General features: G+C 71.0%; 11 protein-coding genes. 10 read left to right on the plus strand and 1 reads right to left on the minus strand.

Annotation, left to right across the window (positions count from 1 at the left end; all coding sequences use genetic code 11):
* The first annotated feature begins 35 nt into the window (after positions 1–35).
* From gltB to C3V38_RS07420, 8 genes are all read left to right on the plus strand, one after another.
* Positions 36–4637, plus strand: coding sequence for a glutamate synthase large subunit (gene gltB, locus C3V38_RS07385; protein WP_106385416.1), 4602 nt, complete (start codon positions 36–38; stop codon positions 4635–4637).
* Positions 4630–6102 carry a glutamate synthase subunit beta gene (locus C3V38_RS07390; protein WP_106385417.1) on the plus strand — a complete coding sequence of 491 codons (1473 nt, stop codon included), beginning with the start codon at positions 4630–4632 and terminating at the stop codon, positions 6100–6102. Before gltB ends, C3V38_RS07390 begins: the two co-directional genes overlap by 8 nt.
* Positions 6103–6197: 95 nt before the next feature.
* On the plus strand, positions 6198–13355 hold the full coding sequence (locus tag C3V38_RS07395; protein WP_106385418.1) for a DUF11 domain-containing protein: 7158 nt from the start codon (positions 6198–6200) through the stop codon (positions 13353–13355).
* Positions 13356–13401: 46 nt separating this feature from the next.
* Positions 13402–13833, plus strand: coding sequence for a hypothetical protein (locus C3V38_RS07400; RefSeq protein WP_129591173.1), 432 nt, complete (start codon positions 13402–13404; stop codon positions 13831–13833).
* Between the two features lie 242 nt (positions 13834–14075).
* Positions 14076–14447 carry a hypothetical protein gene (locus tag C3V38_RS07405; protein WP_174705764.1) on the plus strand — a complete coding sequence of 124 codons (372 nt, stop codon included), beginning with the start codon at positions 14076–14078 and terminating at the stop codon, positions 14445–14447.
* A 10-nt stretch (positions 14448–14457) separates the two neighbouring features.
* Entirely contained in the window at positions 14458–14751 is a 294-nt protein-coding gene (locus tag C3V38_RS07410) for an RNA-binding S4 domain-containing protein (RefSeq protein ID WP_106385420.1), read from the plus strand.
* A complete protein-coding gene (locus tag C3V38_RS07415) occupies positions 14748–15293 on the plus strand; it encodes a hypothetical protein (RefSeq protein WP_106385421.1) in 546 nt (181 codons plus the stop codon). Before C3V38_RS07410 ends, C3V38_RS07415 begins: the two co-directional genes overlap by 4 nt.
* A gap of 69 nt (positions 15294–15362) precedes the next feature.
* Positions 15363–15716, plus strand: a complete 354-nt coding sequence (locus C3V38_RS07420) for a hypothetical protein (RefSeq protein WP_106385422.1) — start codon at positions 15363–15365, stop codon at positions 15714–15716.
* A 13-nt stretch (positions 15717–15729) separates the two neighbouring features.
* On the opposite strand, the gene rraA is transcribed toward C3V38_RS07420, so the two are convergent.
* Positions 15730–16212: a ribonuclease E activity regulator RraA gene (gene rraA / locus C3V38_RS07425; RefSeq protein WP_106386399.1), complete on the minus strand. Its 483-nt coding sequence runs from the start codon at positions 16210–16212 to the stop codon at positions 15730–15732.
* A 54-nt stretch (positions 16213–16266) separates the two neighbouring features.
* Here rraA and C3V38_RS07430 point away from each other — a divergent pair, with 54 nt between their 5' ends.
* Together C3V38_RS07430 and C3V38_RS07435 are read left to right on the plus strand one after the other, a co-directional pair.
* Positions 16267–17478 (plus strand): amidohydrolase family protein, encoded by a 1212-nt coding sequence (locus tag C3V38_RS07430; protein ID WP_254426118.1) that lies wholly within the window; start codon positions 16267–16269, stop codon positions 17476–17478.
* Positions 17475–18995 carry a phospholipase D-like domain-containing protein gene (locus C3V38_RS07435; RefSeq protein WP_106385423.1) on the plus strand — a complete coding sequence of 507 codons (1521 nt, stop codon included), beginning with the start codon at positions 17475–17477 and terminating at the stop codon, positions 18993–18995. The genes C3V38_RS07430 and C3V38_RS07435 overlap by 4 nt, the downstream gene beginning before the upstream one ends.
* The last annotated feature ends 64 nt before the right edge of the window (positions 18996–19059 follow it).

A 19059-nucleotide genomic window follows, 5' to 3' on the forward strand; every position in this document is an offset into this window, starting at 1 on the left:
ACGGAGTCCGCCCGTCGACAAGCGAAGGCGAACACATGATGACGACTCCCGGCCCCAGAAGCCTGTACCGCCCCGAATACGAACACGACTCGTGTGGTGTCGCGTTCGTGGTGGACATGTACGGACGCCAGTCCCGGGACATCGTCGAGAAGGCGATCGCCGCGCTGGTGAACCTCGAGCACCGCGGCGCCGTGGGTGCCGAGGCCAACACCGGCGACGGCACGGGCTTGTTGATCCAGGTACCGGACTTGTTCCTCCGCGAGGTGATGCGTGAGGAGCAGAACGTAGAACTGCCTGAGGCCGGTGCATATGCAACCGGCCTTTGTTTCCTCCCCCAATCCCGGATGCTGGCGATGGACGCCATGCGGATGGTCGAGCGGATCGCCGCCGAGCAGGGCGTGACCGTGATCGGCTGGCGCGAGGTCCCTGTTGACGACTCGACGGTCGGTGCGATCTCACGTGACGCGCAGCCCACCATCAACCAGATCTTCGTCGAGGCCGCGGGCCCGGGCGGGGAGCTGCTGACCGGCCTGGCGCTCGAGCGCAAGTGCTTCGTGGTGCGCAAGCGTTGCGAGCACGAGCTCGGTTCGAAGGGCGCCGGCAAGGGCGACCTGGGCTCCGAGACGGTGTACTTCCCCTCGCTGAGCCCGCGCACCTTCGTCTACAAGGGCATGCTCACCGAGAAGCAGCTCCCCGACTTCTATCTGGACCTGCAGGACGAGCGCGTCGAGTCCGCGTTGGGCATCGTCCACTCGCGCTTCTCCACCAACACGTTCCCCGCATGGCCGCTGGCCCACCCGTTCCGCTACGTCGCGCACAACGGTGAGATCAACACCGCGCGTGGCAACGAGAACTGGATGCGGGCCCGCGAGGCGCTCATGACCAGCGACCGCATCGAGGACCTGCCCGCGGCGCTGCCGATCTGCACCCCAGGAGGGTCCGACACCGCGCGCTTCGACGAGGCGCTCGAGCTGCTGACCCTGGCCGGCCGGGCCCTGCCGCACGCCGTGCTCATGATGGTCCCCGAGGCGTGGGAACGCCACGAGACAATGGACCCGGCCAAGCGGGCGTTCTACGAGTACCACGCCTCGCTCATGGAGGCCTGGGACGGCCCGGCGTCCATCACGTTCACCGACGGCACCGTGATCGGCGCCGTGCTGGACCGCAACGGCCTGCGCCCCTCCCGCATCTGGGTGACCGACGACGGCCTCGTCGTGATGGCGTCCGAGGTGGGCGTGCTCGACATCCCGCAGGACAAGGTCGTCACCAAGACCCGCCTGCAGCCCGGTCGCATGTTTCTCGTCGACACCGCCGAGGGGCGGATCATCGACGACGAGGAGATCAAGTCGCAGCTGGCCGCCGAGCACCCGTACCAGCAGTGGCTCGACGAGGGCCTGGTCCGGCTCGAGGACCTGCCCCGGGTCGAGAAGCCCTACATGGCCCACGAGCGCGTGGTGCTGCGTCAGCGCGTCTTCGGATACACCGAGGAGGAACTGCGCATCCTCATCTCCCCGATGGCAGGGAGTGGCGCCGAGGCGATCGGGTCGATGGGCACGGACACCCCGCTACCGGTGCTGTCCCAGCGTGCGCGCATGCTGTTCGACTACTTCGCGCAGCGCTTCGCGCAGGTGACCAATCCGCCGCTCGACGCCATCCGCGAGGAGCTCGTCACCAGCTACGGCGTAACGCTCGGTCCCGAGGGCGACCTCATCAACCCGGGCCCCGAGTCGTGCCGGCAGGTCAAGGTCGCCAACCCGATCCTCGGCAACTCCGACCTCGCCACGCTGCTGGAGGCCGGGGAGGCCCGTCCGAACCTGCGGTCGGTGGTCGTCCGCGGGCTCTACAACGTCGCCCACGGCGGCCGCGGCCTGCGGATCGCCCTGGAGCGCATCCGCCGGGAGGTGTCCGAGGCCATCCAGGCCGGCGCGACCCTCATCGTGCTCTCCGACCGCGAGTCCGACGAGCGCAACGCGCCCATCCCCTCGCTACTGCTCACCTCAGCGGTGCACCACCACCTGGTGCGCGAGAAGACCCGCACCCGCGTCAGCCTGGTGGTCGAGTCCGGTGACGCCCGCGAGGTCCACCACATGGCCGTGCTGTTCGGGTACGGCGCCAACGCGATCAACCCGTACATGGCGTTCGAGTCGATCGACGAGCTGGTCAAGAACGGCAATCTCATCGGAGTCGACACCGCCGAGGCCTGCGACAACTACCGTAAGGCCGCCGCCAAGGGCGTTCTCAAGGTGATGTCCAAGATGGGTATCTCCACCCTCGCCTCCTACACCGGCGCGCAGTTGTTCGACGTCACCGGCCTGTCGCAGGAACTGTGCGACGAGTACTTCACCGGCTCCGTCAGCCCCATCGACGGCATCGGCCTGGACGAGATCGCCGAGGATGTGGCCCTCCGGCACCGCTTCGCGTTCCTGCCGCGGCCCGAGGAGGCCGCGCACCGCGAGCTCGAGATCGGCGGCGAATACCAGTGGCGACGTGAGGGCGAGTACCACCTGTTCAACCCGGACACGGTGTTCAAGCTCCAGCACTCCACGCGCACGGGTCGCTACGAGATCTTCAAGGAGTACACCCGCCTGGTCGACGACCAGTCGGAGCGGCTGGCGACGCTGCGCGGGCTGTTCGAGCTCAAGAGCAACCGCCCTCCCGTGCCGATCGAGGAAGTCGAGCCGGTCTCCGAGATCGTCAAGCGGTTCTCCACGGGTGCGATGAGCTACGGCTCCATCTCGGCCGAGGCGCACGAGACGCTGGCGATCGCGATGAACCGCCTGCAGGCGCGCTCCAACTCCGGCGAGGGCGGGGAGGCCGTCGACCGCTTCGACCCCGACCCGAACGGGGACTGGCGTCGCTCCGCCATCAAGCAGGTGGCCTCCGGCCGGTTCGGCGTGACCAGCCACTACCTGGCCAACTGCACCGACATCCAGATCAAGATGGCGCAGGGCGCCAAGCCGGGCGAGGGCGGGCAGCTCCCTCCGGGCAAGGTCTACCCGTGGGTGGCCGAGGTCCGCGGCTCGACGCCGGGCGTCGGACTCATCTCGCCCCCGCCGCACCACGACATCTATTCGATCGAGGACCTTGCTCAGCTCATCTACGACCTGAAGAACGCCAACCCGGAGGCGCGGATCCACGTCAAGCTCGTGGCCGAGCAGGGCGTGGGGACGGTCGCGACGGGCGTGTCCAAGACGCACGCCGACGTCGTCCTCATCTCGGGCCACGACGGCGGCACCGGAGCGTCGCCGCTGACCTCGCTCAAGCACGCGGGCGGCCCGTGGGAGCTCGGCCTGGCCGAGACCCAGCAGACGCTGCTCGTCAACGGTCTGCGCGACCGGATCGTCGTCCAGGTCGACGGCCAGCTCAAGACGGGGCGTGACGTCATCGTCGCCGCGTTACTCGGTGGCGAGGAGTTCGGCTTCGCCACCGCGCCGCTCGTCGTGGCCGGCTGCGTCATGATGCGCGTGTGTCACCTCGACACCTGCCCCGTCGGCGTGGCCACCCAGAATCCCGTGCTGCGCGAGCGGTTCAACGGTAAGGCCGAGTACGTCGTGAACTTCATGGAGTTCATCGCCGAAGAGGTGCGCGAGTACCTGGCAGAGCTGGGCTTCCGCTCCCTCGACGAGGCGATCGGGCACACCGAGTGCCTGGACAAATCGCGGGCCTTCGCCCACAACAAGCGGGCGGCCAAGCTCGACCTGGAGCCGATCTTCGCCCAGGCCGAGTCGCCCTTCATGCACCAGGACCTGCGTCGTACCAAGGCACAGGACCACAAGCTCGACGGCGTCGTGGACCGCACGCTGATCGAGGACGCCCGCGCCGTGATCGCCGATGCGGCGAAGGGGCCGTTCACGGGCAGCTACCCGATCTGCAACGTCAACCGCTCGGTCGGCACGATGCTCAGCCACGAGATCTCCAAGGCCCACGGTGCCACCGGCCTGCCGGACGGTTCGATCGACCTGAGCTTCACCGGGTCCGCCGGCAACTCGCTAGGTGCGTTCCTCGCCCGGGGCGTGACCGTGCGCGTGTTCGGCGACGCAAACGACTACGTGGGCAAGGGACTGTCCGGTGGACGCATCGCGGTGCGACCACCGGAGGACGCGGCCCCCGACTTCGTGGCCGAGGACAACATCATCGCCGGCAACGTGATCTGCTACGGCGCGACCGCAGGTGAGGTGTTCCTGCGCGGGATGGTGGGGGAGCGCTTCTGCGTGCGCAACTCCGGCGTCACCGCGGTGGTGGAGGGCGTGGGCGACCACGCCTGTGAGTACATGACCGGTGGACGGGTGGTCGTGCTGGGCCCGACCGGCCGCAACGTCGCGGCCGGGATGTCCGGTGGCGTCGCCTACTTCTACGATCCCCGCGGTGTCCTCGCGGAGAACCTCAACTCCGAGCTCGTCGACACCGAGGAACTCACCAGTGAGGACGTGGAGTTCCTCCACGCGATAGTCGAGCGCCACGTGGAGGAGACCGATTCGGCCCGGGGCCGGGAGGTCCTCGGTGGCTGGGCCCAGAACGTGAATCACTTCGCCAAGGTCATGCCGCGCGACTACAAGCGCGTGCTGCTGGCCATCGAACAGGCGGAGAAGGACGGACGCAACGTGGACGAGGCGATCATGGAGGCCGCAAATGGCTGACCCGAAGGGCTTTCTCAAGCACACCGAGCGGGAGCTGCCCCGGCGCCGCCCCGTCGACCTGCGGATCATGGACTGGAAAGAGGTCTACGAGTCCACGGTCCTGCCCGAGGACTCGATCCGCACCCAGGCGTCCCGGTGCATGGGCTGCGGTATCCCGTTCTGCCACCAGGGCTGCCCGCTGGGCAACATCATCCCCGAGTGGAATGACCTGGTGCACCGGGGCAAGTGGGACGACGCGGTGGACCGGCTCCACGCGACCAACAACTTCCCGGAGTTCACCGGTCGACTCTGCCCGGCCCCCTGCGAGGGGTCGTGCGTCCTCGGCATCAACCAGCCGCCGGTGACGATCAAGCAGGTCGAGGTGGAGATCGCCGAGGCCGCGTGGGCCGACGGTGGCATGGAGCCGGTCATCCCGTCGTTCCGCACCGGGCAGACCGTCGCGGTCGTGGGATCGGGCCCCGCGGGCCTCGCGGCGGCCCAGCAGCTGACCCGCGCGGGGCACTCCGTCACGGTCTTCGAGCGCGACGACCGCATCGGCGGGCTCATGCGCTACGGGATCCCGGAGTTCAAGATGGAGAAGGCGGTCATCGATCGTCGCCTTGCGCAGATGGAGGCGGAGGGGACGGTCTTCCGTCCCGGCGTCAACGTCGGCAAGGACATCACCGCGTCGCAGCTGCGTGCCCAGTTCGACGCCGTGGTCCTGTGCGGTGGCGCCACCATGCGGCGGGATCTACCGGTGCCCGGTCGTGAGCTCGACGGCATCCATCAGGCCATGGAGTACCTGCCGCTGGCCAACAAGGCCGCGGTCGGGGACCCGGTCGTGGACGCCGACGGACTGCCCGCCATCCACGCGCGCGACAAGCACGTCATCATCATCGGCGGCGGTGACACCGGTGCGGACTGCCTCGGCACCGCGACCCGTCAGGGCGCGAAGTCGGTCAAGTCGTTCGAGATCATGCCCCGGCCGCCGGCCACCCGCGCTGCGTCGACCCCGTGGCCGATGTACCCGCTGATGTTCCGCACGGCCTCGGCCCACGAGGAGAACGGCGAGCGCGTCTACGGCGTGTCCACCGCGGAGTTCGTCGGCGAGGGCGGACACGTCACCGCGCTGAAGGGCTCAGAGGTCAGGATGGTCGACGGCCGTTTCGAGCCCGTGCCCGGTACGGACTTCGAGTACCCGGCCGACCTGGTCCTGCTCGCGATGGGCTTCACCGGCGCGCAGAAGTCCGGCCTGTGCTCGGACCTCGGGGTGGAGTTCACCGACCGAGGCAACGTCGGTCGTGACGACGCCTTCGCCACCAACGTCGAGGGTGTGTTCGTCGCCGGTGACATGGGGCGCGGCCAGTCGCTCATCGTGTGGGCCATCGCGGAGGGGCGTGCCGCCGCCGCCGCGGTGGACCGCTACCTCATGGGCGAGACCGCGCTGCCCGCCCCGGTCCGGCCCACGGACGTCGCCCAGCGCTGAGCCGCGGGACCGGCTCGTGCTGTCGCCCGGCGTGCCGGGCGCGTACCCCTCGAACCGTAGCGCTCGATGTGATCTGTACCCTAGATTAGAGTGGCATGAGCGTCCGCTCAGGTTCGGGCGGCGCGGGGCGCGAGTCGAAGGATCGGCGGATGGGTATGAACGGGCGGAGCGGCATCGGGCGCAGGGTGTGGAGTCTCGTCTGGACCGTATTCCTTGTCCTGGGCCTGAGCGCGGGCGTCTCCGCGTTCCCCTCGGCGCCGATGACGCCCGTCGCGGTGGCCGGGACGGGCACCTCGCCGGACAGCAAGCTCCGCGTCACCAAGACCGCCTCCGTCACGGCACTTCCCGCCGGCGGCGGTCCCGTCACCTACACGTACACGGTCCAGAACACGTCCGCCGCGCGGACCCTGTATTACTCCTCGATGACGGACGACCGGTGCGCCAACGTTGGCCACGTGTCCGGGATGAGCAGGGACGCGCGGGGCGACTTCTTCCTGCCCCCGGGCGGTACCGCCACGTTCAGGTGCTCCGTGACCGTCACCACCTCCGTAACCAACACCGTCACGGCCCAGTTCACCGACCCCGCGGATGGCAGGACCAGCACCGCGCGGGCCACGGAGTCGGTGAACGTCGCGGCCGGCGCGATCACGTGCGATCAGATCTGGTACAGCTCCTTCGGCGCCGGGCCCACCTCGCTGGGGACGGTCTCGGCCTCCGGGGCCACGTCGAGGGTGGACCCGCGCGTGACGTACAACGGAAGCGAGTACCGCTCCGTCACCTCCCTCGCGATCAACCCGCGGGACCCTCAGTGGGTGTATTACGTCCCCCGCATAGGCAATGACCCGGCGGCCAACGCCGGCACGTGGCGGTACAACGTCACCACCGTCGAGAAACAGCAGGTCACCACCCCCCACGCGTCGGCCACCAACACGAACCGCTTCGCGTTCAGCTCGGACGGCACGTTGTGGAGCTGGGCCTCCAACGGCCGGCTCTACTCCCTGTCCTCCGGGGCCACGACCTGGACCGACCGCGGCGCCGTGGTGTCCGACGCCGGGGCCAACCTCGCGAGACTCTCCTCCGGCGACATGGTCTTCGACGGCCTCGGCAACATGTGGCTCATCGCCTCCGACGGTTCGACCAACAGCCTCTACACCATTTCCGCGGCCGGGCTGGTGGGCTCTGGGACCAACACGGCCAACTTCGTCGGGTCGATGGGGACCGGGGTGACGTTCAACGGCCTCGCGTTTGCGCCCAACGGGACCCTGTACGCGTCGGCGTCAAACGTCGGCGGCGCGGCAAACTCGGTCCTCTACACCGTCAACACCTCGACGGGCGGCGCGACCCCGGTGAGCGCCTCGATCCCCAGCGCCACCTTCGGCCAGCTCGGCGACCTGGCGAGCTGCGCGCTCCCCAAGCCCGAACTGCAGGTGACCAAGACCCCCGACGTACAGACCACCCAGGCAGGGGGCCTGATCACCTACACCATCGCGATGAAGAACATCGGGACGGCGGCGGCGACGGAGGTGACGTTCCAGGACTTCATCCCGACCCACACCACCTACGTCTCCTCGACCCTCAACGGCCGGCCCGTGGGCACGAGCGGCGTGAACTACTGGGCCACCCCGCAGCCCGTCACCGGCTCCACCGCGACCGTCCCGGGGGTCGTCCCCGCCGGGGACACCGCCACCATCACGGTCACGGTGCGGGTGGACAACCCGCTCGCCGCCGACGTCACGCAGATCGTCAACTCCGGCGTCTACGACTACGTGGGGATCGACCCGACGCCCACCGACGACCCCACCCAGCCGGGCGACCAGGACCAGACGACCACGCCGATCAACCGCTCGGAGATCGCCGTCGACAAGGAGGCCGACCCCGGCACCCTCACCGAGACCGGGCAGGTCGTCTACACCTACCGGGTGGTCAACCTCGGGACGGACCCGATCCGCGACGTCGCGGTGGCCGACGACCGGTGCTCCCCCCTCACCCGTATCGGCGGGGACGCCAACAACGACGGTCTCCTCGACCTCAAGGAAACCTGGACCTACGAGTGTCGGCAGACGTTGACGCACAGCCACACCGCCACCGGCCCGGAGACGGTCACCAACACGGCCACTGTCACAGGGACCGGCACCTCCACGTCGTCGCCGGTCATGGCACGGGACACCGCGGACGTCGTCATCACGCCCGGCACACCCGGCCTCGAGCTGGTCAAGACCGTCGCGGACGCCTCGCAGAACGGGATCGCCGAGGTCGGTGAGACGCTCACCTACACGTTCACCGTCACCAACACCGGTCAGGTGCCGCTGGCGCCGGTGACGATCGACGACCCCACCCTCGGACTGGACTCCGAACCCTGCGTCGAGTCGCTGGCCCCCGGGGCCACCGCCACCTGCCCGGAGTACGCGTACACGGTGAGGCAGGCGGACGTCGACGCCGGATCGGTGGCCAACACCGCGATCGCGAGCGGCACACTGCCGGCCGGCGGCGTGCTCACGTCGGAGTCCTCGGCCACCCTCCCCACGGCCTCCACCACCGGTCTGGTGCTGGACAAGGTGGCGGATCGGACCACCGGTCTGGTGCTGGGCGACGAGGTGCGCTACAGCTTCCTCGTGACCAACGCCGGCGCGGTGACCCTGGCGCCGGTGAGGATCGCCGACGCGGCGCTGGAAATCGCGGACGCCGCGTGCGTCGACTCCCTGGCGCCGGGGGAGACGGCCACGTGTACGGCCACGGGCACGCACACGATCACCCAGGCGGACATGGACGCGGGGCAGTTCGTCAACACCGCGACTGCCACCGGCACCCCGCCCGGCGGGAACGCAGCCGTCACGGGCGAGGACTCGGTGACGGTGACGACCGCGGGCGTGCCGGCGATCAACGTGGTCAAGACCGCGGACACGTCGGCTGGCACGGAGGTCGGTGACGTGGTGACGTACACCTTCACCGTCCACAACGAGGGGACGGTGACGCTGGCGCCGGTGACGATCACCGATCCGCTGCTGAACATGACCGATGTGCCCTGCGTCGACTCGCTGGCGCCGGGGGGGACGGCCACGTGCACGGCCACGGGTACGCACACGATCACGCAGGCGGATGTGGACGCGGGGCAGTTCGTCAACACGGTGACCGCCTCCGGGACGCCCCCGACGGGACCGGCGGTGACCGATCAGGGCGTGGCCGTGGTGAGCCCCGACGGGACGGCCGGCCTGAGCGTGAACAAGCTGGCCACCCCGGCCGCCGGTCTGGTGGTGGGCGACCAGGTCAGCTACACGTTCACCGTGACCAACACAGGCGCGGTGACGTTGGAGCCGGTGAGGATCGCCGACGCGGCGCTGGGAATCGAGGACGCCGCGTGCGTCGACTCCCTGGCGCCGCGGGAGACGGCCACGTGCACGGCCACGGGCACGCACACGATCACCCAGGCGGACGTGGACGCGGGGCAGTTCGTCAACACCGCCACCGCGACGGCCACCCTGCCCCGGGGCGGGACGATCGCCGACGCCGACACCGAGATAGTCACCACGGCAGCGGCTCCGGCCCTCGAGGTGGCCAAGACCGCCGCTCCCTCCTCCGACGTGGCGGCCGGTGCCCGCGTGACCTACCGGTTCACGGTGACCAACATCGGGAACGTGACCCTGGCGCCGGTGACGATCACCGATCCGCTGCTTGACCTGGCCGCTGAGCCGTGCGCCGACTCGCTGGCACCGGGCGCCTCGGTGGAGTGCGACACCGCGGCCGAATACACGGTGTCGCAGGCCGACGTGGACGCCGGCGGTGTCACCAACACCGTCTTCGCCACCGGCACCCCGCAGTCCGGCGGGGCGGTCACCGCCCAGGGGCGAGCCGTCGTCACCACGGACGGGGAGGCGGGCCTGACCCTGGACAAGATCGCCGACCCCTCGACAGGTGTCGAGGTGGGCGAGGCGGTGACGTACACCTTCACGGTGACCAACACCGGGGACGTGACCCTGGCGCCGGTGACGATCACCGATGCCCGGCTGGGGATCACCGGACAACCGTGCGTGGCGTCCTTGGCCCCGGGAGCGACGGCGACGTGCACGACGACCGGGACCCACACGATCACGCAGGCGGATGTGGACGCGGGACAGTACGTCAACACCGCGACCGCCGCCGGCACCCCGCCCGCCGGGGGCGCCCCCGTCACGGGCGAGGACACCGAGACGGTCACGCTGACGGGCGAGGCGGCCCTCCTGCTCACCAAGACCGCGGATCTGCCGGAGGGCCGCTATGCCGGCGGCGTGGTGAACTACACCTTCACCGTGCAGAACACCGGGACCGTGACACTGGCGCCGGTGACGGTGTCGGATCCGACGCTGGGGATCCCCGACTCCCCGTGTGTGGACTCCCTCGCCCCGGGCGACACGGCGACGTGCTCGACCACCGGGCGGTACACGCTCACCCAGGCGGACGTCCTGGCGAGCCGGTTCGACAACACCGCGACCGCGACCGGCACCCCGCCCGCGGGACAGCCGGTCACCGCGACCGACACCGAGACCGTCACCATGGTCCAGACGCCCGGGCTCGCCGTCGCCAAGGTGGCGAGCCCGACATCCGGCCTCCGCGTCGGCGACGTCGTCACCTACACCTTCACCGTCACCAACACCGGCGAGTCGCGCCTGGCACCGGTGACGATCAGCGACGACGAGCTGGGCATCGAGCCGACGACGTGTGCGGAGGTTCTGGCCGTCGGGCAGAGCGTGACGTGCGCGGTCACGGGCACGCACGTGATCACCCAGGACGACGTCAACCGTGGGTCGTACGACAACACGGCGACGGCCTCCGGAACCGATCCGTCCGGCGCGGAGATCAACTCCTCCGACACCGAGACCGTGACCACCGAGTCCTCGCGGGAGCTCGAGCTGAGCAAGTCCGTGGACGATACCGGGACCGGCATGGACGGCGAGCCCGTCGAGGGGGTGTCCGCCGACGGCATCGCCCAGCTCGGGGAGCGGATCGTCTACACCTTCACTGTGACCAACACGGGGACCACGGACCTGAGGAACGTGTTCGTGGACGATCCCCGGCTCGGGCTACCGAACCACCTGTGCGTGGAGACGCTGGCGCCGGGGGCGACGGCCCCGTGTCCCGTGTCCTACGAAGTGACGGCGGCGGACATCGCGGCCGGAGCGATCCTCAACGAGGCCACCGCCACCGCCCACAACCCGGCTGATCCGGCACACCCGGTTGAGTCGCTCCCGGACGAGGCGACGATCCCGACGCAACCGGCACGGGACGGGCTAGCGCTCGAAAAGACCGTCGCGGACGCCTCGGGTGACGGGATCGCGCAGGTGGGAGAGGTGCTCACCTACACGTTCACGGTGCTCAACACCGGCGAGACCACGGTGACCGGCATCGTCGTGATCGACGACCGGCTCCCCGGGGGCCGCCTCGAGTGCCTCGCCACGCTCGCGCCGGGCGCCACGGACCGGTGCACCGCGACCTACCGGGTGACGGCCACCGACGTCGCCGCCGGGCCGACGATCGTCAACACCGCCACCGCGCAAGGGACGACCCGCGACGGCGCGACTGTCGAGTCGGCGTCCGACGACGCGACTATCTCGACCGGAACCGCCGGCCTGACCCTGGACAAGAGCGTGACGGACGCGTCCGGCGACGGCGTCGCCCAGGCGGGCGAACTGCTCAACTACACGTTCACCGTGACCAACACCGGCCCCGTCACGGTGACCGGACTGCGGATCGTGGAGACGGAGTTCAACGGCACCGGCGACAGGTCCTCCCTGGACGCCCCGTCCTGCCAGGCCACGACGCTGGCGCCGAACGCCTCGACCACGTGTACAGCGACATACCGGGTGACGCAGGCGGACTTGGACACCGTGGAGCCCCTGTTGGCCAACACCGCCGTGGCCCGGGCGACCGATCCGACGGGGGTCGAGTTCCCGTCCAACGAGGACTCGGCCACGATCCCGCCGGCCACGCAGAACCCGGGCATGGTGGTGGACAAGCGGGTCACCGACGCCTCCGGAGACGGGATCGCCCAGCTCGACGAGACGTTGACGTACACGTTCACGGTGCGCAACACCGGCGACGTGACGCTCACCCGCGTGGGCGTGACGGAGGAGTCGTTCTCCGGCACCGGGGATCTCCCGACGCCGGTCTGCGAGCCCACGACCCTGGCGCCGGGGGAGGTGGCGAGGTGCACGGCGACGTACACCGTCGTCCAGGCCGACCTGGACGCGCAGAAGCCGCTCGTCAACGTGGCCCATGCGACGGGCACCACCCCGGCCGGTGACCCGGTGGTCTCGCCGCCCGACAGCGCAACGATCCCGCCCGCCTCCCCCGCCTCGTCGTTGACGATGGTCAAGAAGGTGCGGGACGCGAGCGGCGACGGACGGGCCGACGTCGGCGAGGTGCTCACCTACACCTTCACCGTCATCAACACCGGCGACGTCCCGCTACGGAACGTCGAGGTGGTGGACCCCCGGGTGTCCGCCACGCCGATCCCGTGTGTCGCCGAGCTCGCCGCCCGCGGCACCGAGACGTGCGTGGTCGAGTACACCGTGACGCAGGCCGATCACGACTCTGGCGCCGTGCGCAACATCGCCACCGCCGAGGGGACGCCCCCGTCCGGCGGCACCACCACGTCGCCGCCCGACGAGGCGACGATCCCGAGCTCGTGCGACTGTGGGCCGCCCGGCCCCGGCGACGGATCCTCGGGCGGGTCCTCGGGCGGGTCCCTCGACTGGCTGGCCGGGGTCATCGGGCTGATCACGGGCTCGGTCGGGTCTGCGGGGTCAACGGGCTCGACCGGGTCTGCGGGGTCAACGGAGTCGGCCGGCTCGGACGTCCCGGAGGCGTCGGGCTCGCTGGGTGGCATGGTCGGTTCGCTCGCGCTGGCGTCGCTGGGGCTCGGGTCGGCTCCCGGGTCCGCGGGCAGCGAGGCGCCCGGCAGCGGGGTGCCCGGTAGCGAGGCGCCCGGCAGTGTGCCGCCGGTCGCCACGCCGGAACAGGGCGCCCCGGGTGGCGGCGCAGTGACGCCCCAGTCTCCGGCTCCGTCTTCGGCCACGCAGGGACCGCCGTCGCGGCCACAGCCCGGGCCGCTCACGACGGTGACCACCGGCGGTTCCTCTACCGCGGGCGGGGGCGGCAAGGGCAGCGCGCTGGCGAACACCGGCGTGACCGTGGCTGCGCTCGCGGGGGCGACCGCGCTCCTCGTCGTCGTCGGTGTCGGGCTGGTCCTGGTGTCGAGGAAGCGGCGGACGGAGGAGTGACCACCGTGAGAGGGCGAAAGCAGCTCGGGAGAATCGGAGTGAACCGATGACACACACGACTCGCCGTGGGCTGGCTGTGGTCTCGGCCCTGGCGCTGTGCGCGGGCCTGGCGGCCTGTGGCTCGGACGACAGTCAGTCGGAGGAGTCCGAGGCCGGCCCGACGTCGACGTTCACGGCGACCGCCGCCCCCACGACGCACCCCGCCGGGGCCGGCGCGCGGGCCGACCTCACCGGGTCGACGTGTGAGGCGGACGACGGAGCGTGGTCGTTCCGGGGCGTCCTCACGAACCCGGGGGAGACGGCCGTGACGTACACGGTGACGGTGTCGGTCGCGGAGATCGACGGCGGCAACGTCAAGGGGTCGACGGAGATCGTCGAGACGGTGGAGCCGAGCGAGGAGAAGGAGATCGAGGCGGCGTCGTTCTTCACCGACCCGTCGGGGGGCCTGCGCTGCGCGATCTCCGTGCACCGCAGGTAGACGGGGCGCCACACCACGCGCGGGCTCAGTCCGCCGGCGGAGGAGCCGGGGCCAAAGAGTAGGGCCCCGGCTCCCGACCGTGGTGGCTCTGCTCGGGGCCCGTAGGCCTTCGCGGGACCCGCCGCCGTCCTCGCGTCGGAACGGCGGAATCGGCCCTGACGTGGCGCACGACCTGAGAAGATCCTAAGATCATCAGTGTCGTGAATCCGCGGTCGCCCGGCCGCCGTCCCGGAAGGCCACACATGCACCGCCGCCCCGCCGCGATGATCGCCGCCGCCTGTACGGCGGTAGCGCTCGTCGGAGCGCCGGCGGCCGCGGCGCAGTCGTTCGGCGTGGGCGACGCCGCACCGGCGATCGACTACCCCGTCCTCAGCGAATTGCCGCCCCTCCCGGCCGACGGCGGCGAATCCGCGGGGGACGAGGCCGGTTCCTCGGACTCCACCTTCTCCGGCATCCAGGCGGCCGCGTTCGTGCTCGCGGGCGTGGTCCTCGTGGCCGGTGCCGCGGGGCTGACGCTCGTCACCCGGCGGGGCCGGGGAGAGGACCAGCCCGCGGCGCACGAGCGGTCGGAGCCGCACGGGGCGGGACTGCGGTCGGACGGCCCGTCCCGATAGGCTCGGCGGCATGAGCCGCCACATCGCAGGACGAGGCCGCCTCGGCCGCGCCACCCGGTCCCAAGCCGGCCCCCCGGCCGAGCCCGTCGAGTGCGACCTGACCAGCAAGCTCACCCTGGGGCAGTTCCTCAAGCTCGCCTCGCTCCTCGACTCGGGGGCCGAGGCCAAGGACGCCGTGGCCGCCGGTGAGGTCGCCGTCAACGGCGAGGTCGACACGCGACGCGGGCGGGGGCTCGCCGACGGCGACGTGGTCACGTACGCCGACCGCGCGGCCCGCGTGGTGGCCCGGGGAGGGGCCCGATGACCGCCCCCGGAAACCAGGCTCCGGTGGTCCTGCACGACGACGACGTCGGCGCGCGCCGCTACGCGGTCTGGCTGGCCGAGGAGTTCGACACCGCCGCCTCCCACCACGACGCCGCCGACCCCATGGAACTCGTCGTGGCGGGGACGGTCGTGCTCGTGACCGGCATCCGCTCCGACGGCGGCCTCGGCGGCTCGACGTTCATCAAGGACAACTGGGCGGCGCTCGTCGAGGCCGGACGCCGCGTCGCCGTCGTCATGGTGGGTCCCACGCCCGTCACCGACCAGTCCCGCATCGACCTCATGTCGGCCGAGTTCTCGGCCGACCAGCTGCGCGAGCTCAAGCTCTTCCAGCTCCGCGGCGTGGTGACTCCCGATCTGCTGGGCTTTCGCCAGCGGCTCGGCCTCAAGACGGCACTGGCCGCGCTGCGCCGCAAACCCGATCGCACGCCGGACGAGGAGGCCATGCTCGAGATGGGTGGCCTCGACCTCACCGACCGTGCCTCGCTAGGGCCGCTGCTGCGCTGGATCCGCCGGGAGGCCTGACCGCAGGGGTGTGACGCGGGCTACTATCACAGCGTCGTCACCGCCCCCTCTCACCTCCCCGGAGGACCCATGCGCTCGACTCGTCGCACCGCCCTCGCCGCCGTCCTGGCCGCCTCAGCTCTTGTCGCCGGAGCCGGCACGGCCGCCGCGGAGGACGTTGGCGAGAAGGGGACCGTCGGCGGTCTCACCCCCGTCGAGGCGCTCGAGACGCTCGGCGGCTCCCTCGGCTACGGCTCGCTGGGCACCGGCTCGCTCATGGACCTCGTCTCGCTGATCGTCTCCACCGGCTCGGCCGTCCTGTCCCTGGAGATCCCCAACGCGACCGGCTCCTACGCCCCCGGCTCGCTCGGCAGCTACGGCCCCGAGGCCTCCCTCGGCCACCTCTCGGCCACGCTCACCGGCAGCCTCGGGCCGGGGTCCTGATCCGCCGGCCGGCTCAGCGGACGACGATCCCGTCGGAGTCCGCGTAGAGGGTGTCGCCGGGGACGAAGTCGACCCCGCCGAAGCTCACCGTGACGTCGCGCTCGCCGGCGCCCGTCTTGGTGGACTTGCGCGGATTGGTGCCCAGCGCCTTGCAGCCGAAGTCCATCCCGGCGATCACGGCCGAGTCGCGGATCGCGCCGTGGACCACGACGCCCGCCCAGCCGTTGGAGCGGCCCAGTTCCGCGATGAGGTCGCCCACAAGCGCGGTGTGCACGCTCGCGTCGCCGTCGATCACCAGGACCCGGCCCTCGCCGGGCTCCCCCAGCACGCTCTTGAGCAGGGCGTTGTCCTGGAAGCAGCGCACCGTGGAGATGCGGCCGAAGAACTCGGTGCGCCCACCCAGGTCGCGGAATTGGGTGTCACAGCTGCGGACGTCCTCGCCGATCTCGTCGACGAGGTCGGCGGTGGGGACGAATCCGGTGGGGTTCTCAGTCATGGCCACCACGCTATCGGGCATCACTGCCGCGGGGGAGCACCGACGTGGGGGACAATGGCGGACGCGACCAGATCGCCCGACCCGCAGGAGGACTCACCCGTGGCCCAGTACGAACTCCTGATCCACGCTCACCGTGCGGTGGTCGACGGCCGCATCCAGAAGGCCGCCGTCACCGTCGACGGCGGCATGATCTCGTCGGTCCGCACCGGGTCCGACGCCCGCGACATCGGATTGGCGGGGGAGCACATCATCGACCTGGGCGACGACGTGGTACTCATGCCCGGGCTGGTGGACCCTCACGTCGGCTCCGAGGACGTGGCGGTGGCCACCCGCTCCGCGGCCGTCGGCGGCATCACCACCGTCGTCGACTACGGCACCGACCACGCCCCGGTCGCCACCGACCCGGCCCACATCGACGCCTGGCGCGACGCCGTCACCGGCGAGTCCACGGTCGACGTGGGTCTGTGGGGGACCGCCGTCCCCGGCAACCTCGGTCGCCTCGGCGCGCTGCTCGACCGCGGCGTCTTCGGCATCACCGCGATCGGCACCGGCGTCGGCGTGGACGGCGCTCCCACCCTCGACCGCGACGAGCTCGCCGCCGCCGCCGAGGAGGTCGCCGGGCACGGCGGGCTGTTCGCCGTCGACGTGGTCCCCGACGACCTCCCCGCGCTCCTCGACGTGACCCGCCGCACCGGTGGCCGCCTTCACGTGCGGAACGTGGCCGACGCCGAGCTCCTGCCCCTGCTCCGCGACGCCAGGGCCGAGGGCCTGGCCGTCACCGCCGCGACCTGCCCGCACATGCTCGCCCTGGTCTCCGAGGTCACCCACGGCGGATCGGTGGTCGCGCGGCTCGATCCTCCGATCCGCGACGCCGCCAACCGCGAGCTGCTGTGGGGCGCGCTGGGGGACGGCACCATCGACGCGGTGGCCTCGGCCCGGCTGGGGCTGTCGGTGGTGTGGACCGAGGCGCGGCGCCGCGGGTTCGATCTGGCGGACGTCGCGCGCTGGATGGCCGGTAGCCCGGCGGAGGTGGTGGGGCTGCGCGACCGCGGGGAGATCCGGGAGGGATTGCGGGCGGACTTCGCCGCGGTCGCCGACGACGAGGCGTTCGTGGTGCTGCCCGGGGCCCGCGAGCTCGGCTCCGCGGACTCGGTGTACGCGCAGCGGGCGTTGGCGGGCGTGGTGCGGTGGACGATGCGCGGGGGCGCGGTCATCGACCCCCGCGCCCTGGCGCTCGGCACGGTCCTGACCCGTCCGACGGCGTGAACCCCGCCGTCGATCGCCTCGCCTTCCTCCCCTTCCCCGAGGGCGTCACCTCCGCGCTGCTCATCACCGAGTACGTCATCAAGGTCCTCGCGCTGGGGATGGTGCCGGAGAACCGGCAGCCGTCCTCGTCGCAGGCCTGGCTGCTGGCGATCCTGTTCATCCCGGTCGTCGGGGTGCCGCTGTTCCTGCTGCTGGGCAATCCGTACATCACCGGCCGGCGCCACATCATCCAGGCCGAGGCCAACCGGCTGTACGCCGACGCGCTGAGGCAGCGGCCCACGGTCCCCGACGGCGTGGGAGTCGCGCAGGGCGTGCGCACCATCCTGGAGATGAACCGGACCCTCACCGCGATCCCCGCCATGTCCGGGGATTTCGTCGCCCTGCACTCGGACTACAGCCGGTCGCTGGCGGCGATGACGGAGGCGGTGCGCGCGGCCCGCGACCACGTGCACATCGAGTTCTACGCCCAGTCGTGGGACGGCGAGACCGACGAGTTCTTCACGGCCGCTGTCGAGGCGGCGGAGCGGGGCGTCGCGGTGCGGGTCCTGGTGGACCACCTGGGTTCCCTGCGCTACCGGGGGTTCACGAGGCTGCGCCGGAAGCTCCGCAGGACCCCCGTGGCGGTCCACCTCATGCTGCCGGTCAACCCGTTCCGCGGCCGCTTCCGGCGTCCGGACCTGCGCAATCACCGCAAGATTCTCATCGTGGACGGCCATCACGGCTTCGTCGGATCGCAGAACCTCATCGAGCGCCACTACGGCAGCACCCGCAACGCCCGGCTCGGTCGCGAGTGGGTCGACCTGATGATGGAGGTCCGCGGGGAGATCGTGCAGGCGATGGACGGTGTCTTCGCGGTGGACTGGTTCACCGAGTCCGGCGAGGTCATCGGGACGCTGGAGCAGCTGGCGCTCGGCGCGCCGCTGGCGCCGGGCCGCAAGGGCGGTGACCCGACGGCGGGCGACCCGGTCAGCGCGTTCCAGTTGGTGCCGTCGGGGCCCGGCTATCGCACGCAGCCGGGCCTGCGGATGTTCACCCAGCTCATCACGCACGCGCAGGAGCGCGTCCGGATCGTCAGCCCGTACTTCGTGCCCGACGAGGCGCTGCTGCACGTGCTCACCTCGGCGTCGTACCGCGGGGTGTCGGTGGAGGTGTTCGTGCCCGAGCACGCCGACCAGTTCCTCGTCCACCACGCGCAGCGGTCGTATTTCCGGGCGCTGCTGGAGGCCGGGGTGGTGATCCACCGCTTCCGCTCGCCGGCCGTGCTGCACACCAAGACGGTGCTCATCGACGACTACGCGGGCGTGGTGGGTTCGAGCAACCTGGACCAGCGGTCGTTCAACCTCAACTTCGAGGTGAGCATGCTGGTGCTCGGTGGCGAGGCGGTGTCGGCACTCAACGACGTGGTGGACGCGTACCTCGAGGAGTGCACGACCCTGGAGCTGGACGTCTGGATGAGCCGGCCGTGGGCGGGCAGGTACGTGGACAACGTCGCGCGGCTCACGTCGGCTCTGCAATAGCCCGGGGCCGCAGTAGTACGCTCACCGGTGCGCGGGTCGCCCGGCCCGGCATGTGACGAGAGGC

Origin of the sequence: Dietzia sp. oral taxon 368, from assembly GCF_002999155.1 — a bacterium.
In the GTDB taxonomy this organism is placed as follows: domain Bacteria; phylum Actinomycetota; class Actinomycetes; order Mycobacteriales; family Mycobacteriaceae; genus Dietzia; species Dietzia cinnamea.